Origin of the sequence: Rubritalea sp. (assembly GCF_039830215.1) — a bacterium.
Classification (GTDB): domain Bacteria; phylum Verrucomicrobiota; class Verrucomicrobiia; order Verrucomicrobiales; family Akkermansiaceae; genus Rubritalea.
In genome coordinates, this window is sequence record NZ_JBDOPO010000039.1 from 1 (window position 1) to 3836 (window position 3836).

2 protein-coding genes are annotated in these 3836 nt (G+C 47.0%); both read right to left on the bottom strand.

Translation table 11 applies throughout. The features are described from left to right. Window positions 1-496: 496 nt before the first annotated feature. Complete coding sequence (gene aroC / locus ABGY95_RS00980) at window positions 497-1585, bottom strand: chorismate synthase (RefSeq protein WP_347439809.1); 1089 nt, start codon at window positions 1583-1585, stop codon at window positions 497-499. A gap of 525 nt (window positions 1586-2110) precedes the next feature. Beyond that, on the bottom strand, window positions 2111-3580 hold the full coding sequence (ilvC, locus tag ABGY95_RS00985; RefSeq protein WP_347439810.1) for a ketol-acid reductoisomerase: 1470 nt from the start codon (window positions 3578-3580) through the stop codon (window positions 2111-2113). Window positions 3581-3836: the final 256 nt, after the last annotated feature.

A 3836-nucleotide genomic window follows, 5' to 3' on the forward strand; every position in this document is an offset into this window, starting at 1 on the left:
ATTTTTTCCGGAACTAGGGTAAAGAGCCAATGAAAAAGTAGAAGCAGAACAAAGACCAAAAAGGGGAGGAAGCTGTCCACGAAAATAAAACCCGCAAGTCAGATAAAACTTAGTGTGAGTTGTATATTTGCAACTCTTTAACCTTTCTTTGACATCACATCTAAGATGTTTCTCCATTATAAATTCTAAGTGCAACTTTCTTTTGGAAAAAAAAACACCATGATCAGCGTCCCAGAGGATGACTCTAACAGTAGTAAAAGTTAACCCAAGAGCGGGGTGTGTACGATAGAAAGCTTTCTTCCTTTGCTATCATCATTAGGCGACTAGTCAGTGAAAAGATAGATAGATGGTGAGCGATAATACTTGTTGATGTTGAGTAGCTACCATCTTGAGAATCTATATCAAGACCTAGGCTATAATTGCGTAAATACTAACAATGGGCTGGGGAGTGAAATAGGAATTTACAGACATAGAGATAAAATAGCTATAGCTAGTGTTAGACTGAGCCCATCTGCGCGCGCTGGCGAAGGATGTGATCAACTAAGATTAGGTAAGACATAGCCTCTACCATTGGAACCGCACGTGGAAGAACGCAGGCGTCGTGACGACCGCGACCTTTGAGTTCAGTATCCTTGTGGTCAGTATCGATTGTAGGCTGTTCAGTCATGATCGTCGCAGTCGGCTTGAAGGCCACGCGGAAAATGATGTTCTCGCCATTTGAAATACCACCTTGGATACCACCGGAGTTGTTTGTCATAGTGCGGACTTTTTCATCCTCCATATAGAAGTGGTCGTTGTGTTCCGCGCCAGTGAGTTGAGTCCCATCAAAACCGGAGCCGATTTCAAATCCCTTTGTTGCCGGGATCGACATCATTGCCTTAGCGAGTTCAGCTTCGAGCTTATCGAAAACTGGAGCTCCAAGACCAGCTGGGCAGTTACGGATAACGCACTCAACCACACCTCCTACAGAGTTGCCTTCTCCACGCACTTCTTTGATCAGATCGACCATTGGCTCCACCATTGATAGATCCCCAGTACGCACTATGTTTGACTCCACGTCGTCGAATTTTACTGTGCTCGGATCGACATTTGCCTGTAGGTGTTTGATAGATTTTACATAAGCGATGACTTCGATGCCCGGGCAAATCGAATCGATCACTTTTTTAGCCACTGCAGCAGCAGCCACACGACCAATTGTCTCGCGAGCAGATGCGCGACCACCACCATGCCATGCACGGATTCCGTACTTAGCATCGTACGTATAGTCAGCGTGAGAAGGTCGGTACTTGTCCTTCATCTCTGTGTAGGAAGAAGGGCGTTGGTCTTGATTGCGCACAAGGATGCCAATAGGCGAGCCGAGAGTCTTGCCCTCGAACACGCCTGATAGAATCTCGCAGACATCGCCTTCTTTACGTGGAGTCACGATATCCGACTGGCCTGGACGGCGACGATCGAGTTCTTTTTGAATGTCTTCCTGAGTGATTTCAAGAAGTGGTGGGCAGCCATCGATGTTGACGCCTACTCCGACGCCATGAGACTCACCCCATGTAGAAATTTTAAAGATTTGGCCAAGTGTGCTGGACATGGCCATCTAGTAAATGGATTTACCCAGAACTGCAAGTGTAGAAGAGGGTTCGCTTCTGTCATTGGTCAATAGTTGCGGGTCAATGGTTCCAGCAAAGCGATAAATTCGATTCAGTTTTACTGATAACTACCGCCTAAAAATCCACCAACTCCATAAACAACAAGGTAATTCCTCAAGGACATATGCACCGATTCTCCTCAACATCAGCCCCAACACCGCGACTCACCGTAACCCTAAGGTTCTTCAGAACTAACGGGGCGACCCACCTAGCGAGGGCAATGCCCTAAGTCCAGCGTTACACCAAAGTAAAAGGCTAAAAGGTCGACCTATACCCAGTGGTATAATGCGACGATTTACGATCCGAACCACACCATCTAAAGCTCATACGCGTCTTCATAGCGAAGCCTAGAACAACGCCTAGAAGAAATTGTGGTTGAGTACAAAAAGAGCCCAGAGTGCTATCACCCTGAGCTCTTTAACCAAGAACTATTAATTCCTAATTGTTCATTATTAATTCTAGCGAAGCTAGATTGCAGCCATGTTGGACATAGACTCACGGAGGATTTCTCCGATCTCTTCAACCTCGTGGTTACGGATGTTGAAGTTCACGTCTACGAGTAGACGGTTGTCTACAGCTGTGTCAGTTGTGCTGAGACCTTTGCCGATCACGTCTGTGTCGATTTCTTCGATGAAGTCCTTAAGGAGGGGAACTGCAGCGTGTGAGAAGAGGTAGCAACCGTACTCAGCTGTGTCAGAAATGATGCGGTTCATTTCAAAGAGCTTCTTACGTGCGATTGTGTTTGCGATGAGTGGTGTCTCGTGGAGTGACTCGTAGTATGCTGACTCAGCTTGGATGCCAGAATCAACCATTGCTTCGAATGCGAGCTCTACGCCAGCCTTCACCATAGCCACCATTACGATGCCCTTGTCGAAGAACTCTTGCTCAGAAATCTCACCAGATGGTGTGGACTTTTCAAATGCAGTCTCACCAGTTTCCTTACGCCACGTGAGGAGATTCACATCGTCGTTAGCCCAGTCAGCCATCATTGTAGATGAGAACTCACCAGAGATGATGTCATCCATGTGCTTGTAGAAAAGGTCACCCATGATGACTTTAAGCTCTTCACCGAGGCTGTAGGCCACGATCTTAGCTGGATTAGAAAGACGATCCATCATGTTAGTGATACCACCGTGCTTAAGTGCTTCAGTGATTGTCTCCCAACCGAACTGAATGAGGTTAGATGCGTAGCCTTCTTCGATTCCTTCTTTGACCATCTTGTCGAAACAGAGGATTGAGCCAGCTTGCAGAAGTCCACAGAGGATTGTCTGCTCGCCCATAAGGTCGGACTTTACTTCAGCTACGAATGAAGAATTAAGCACACCTGCGTGGTGGCCACCTTGAGCAACACAGAGAGCCTTAGCAATCTCGATGCCTTCACCTGTTGGGTCGTTCTCTACGTGGCAAGAAATGAGTGTTGGAACACCGAAGCCGCGCTTGTATTCTTCGCGAACTTCAGAACCTGGTGACTTAGGTGCCACCATGATTACTGTGAGGTCCTTGCGGATCTGTGTGCCTTCTTCCACGATGTTGAAGCCATGTGCGTAGGAGAATGTAGCGCCTTCCTTCATGTGAGGAATCACTGTCTCAACTACAGAAGTGTGCTGCTTATCAGGTGCGAGGTTCATCACGATGTCTGCTGTTGGAAGCATCTCCTCGTAGGTGCCTACTGCGAAACCGTTCTCAGAAGCATTAAGGAAAGATTGGCGCTTTTCGGTAATCGCTGCGTCGCGAAGTGCGTAAGAAACGTCGAGTCCTGAGTCACGCATGTTGAGGCCTTGGTTGAGGCCCTGTGCGCCACAACCAACGATTACGATCTTCTTGCCTTGTGCAGCTTCTGTGCCACGTGCAAATTCAGATGCGTCCATGAAGTGACAATCGCCAAGCTCTTCAAGCTTGCGGCGAAGTGGTAGTGTGTTGAAGTAATTTTCAGCCATAATATTTAGTTCTTGTTGGTGGGGGGTGATGTAAAATTGTTACCTGCGCATTCAATCGTAAAATATCGATTGCGTAAATTGAATTAATCATTAATCAGTATTGCGAAGTGCGCAATAACGGGAGCTCTAAAAGTTTAAATGGCAAGTTGGTGGAGTTGAATCGCTGACGAGCAGTCGTTAGCCAGTTTGCTGAGATGACTGTGGTGTGTGAAAATGAGAATTTGCGTCTTCTTGCTGAGTTCGGCCAGAACGGGGA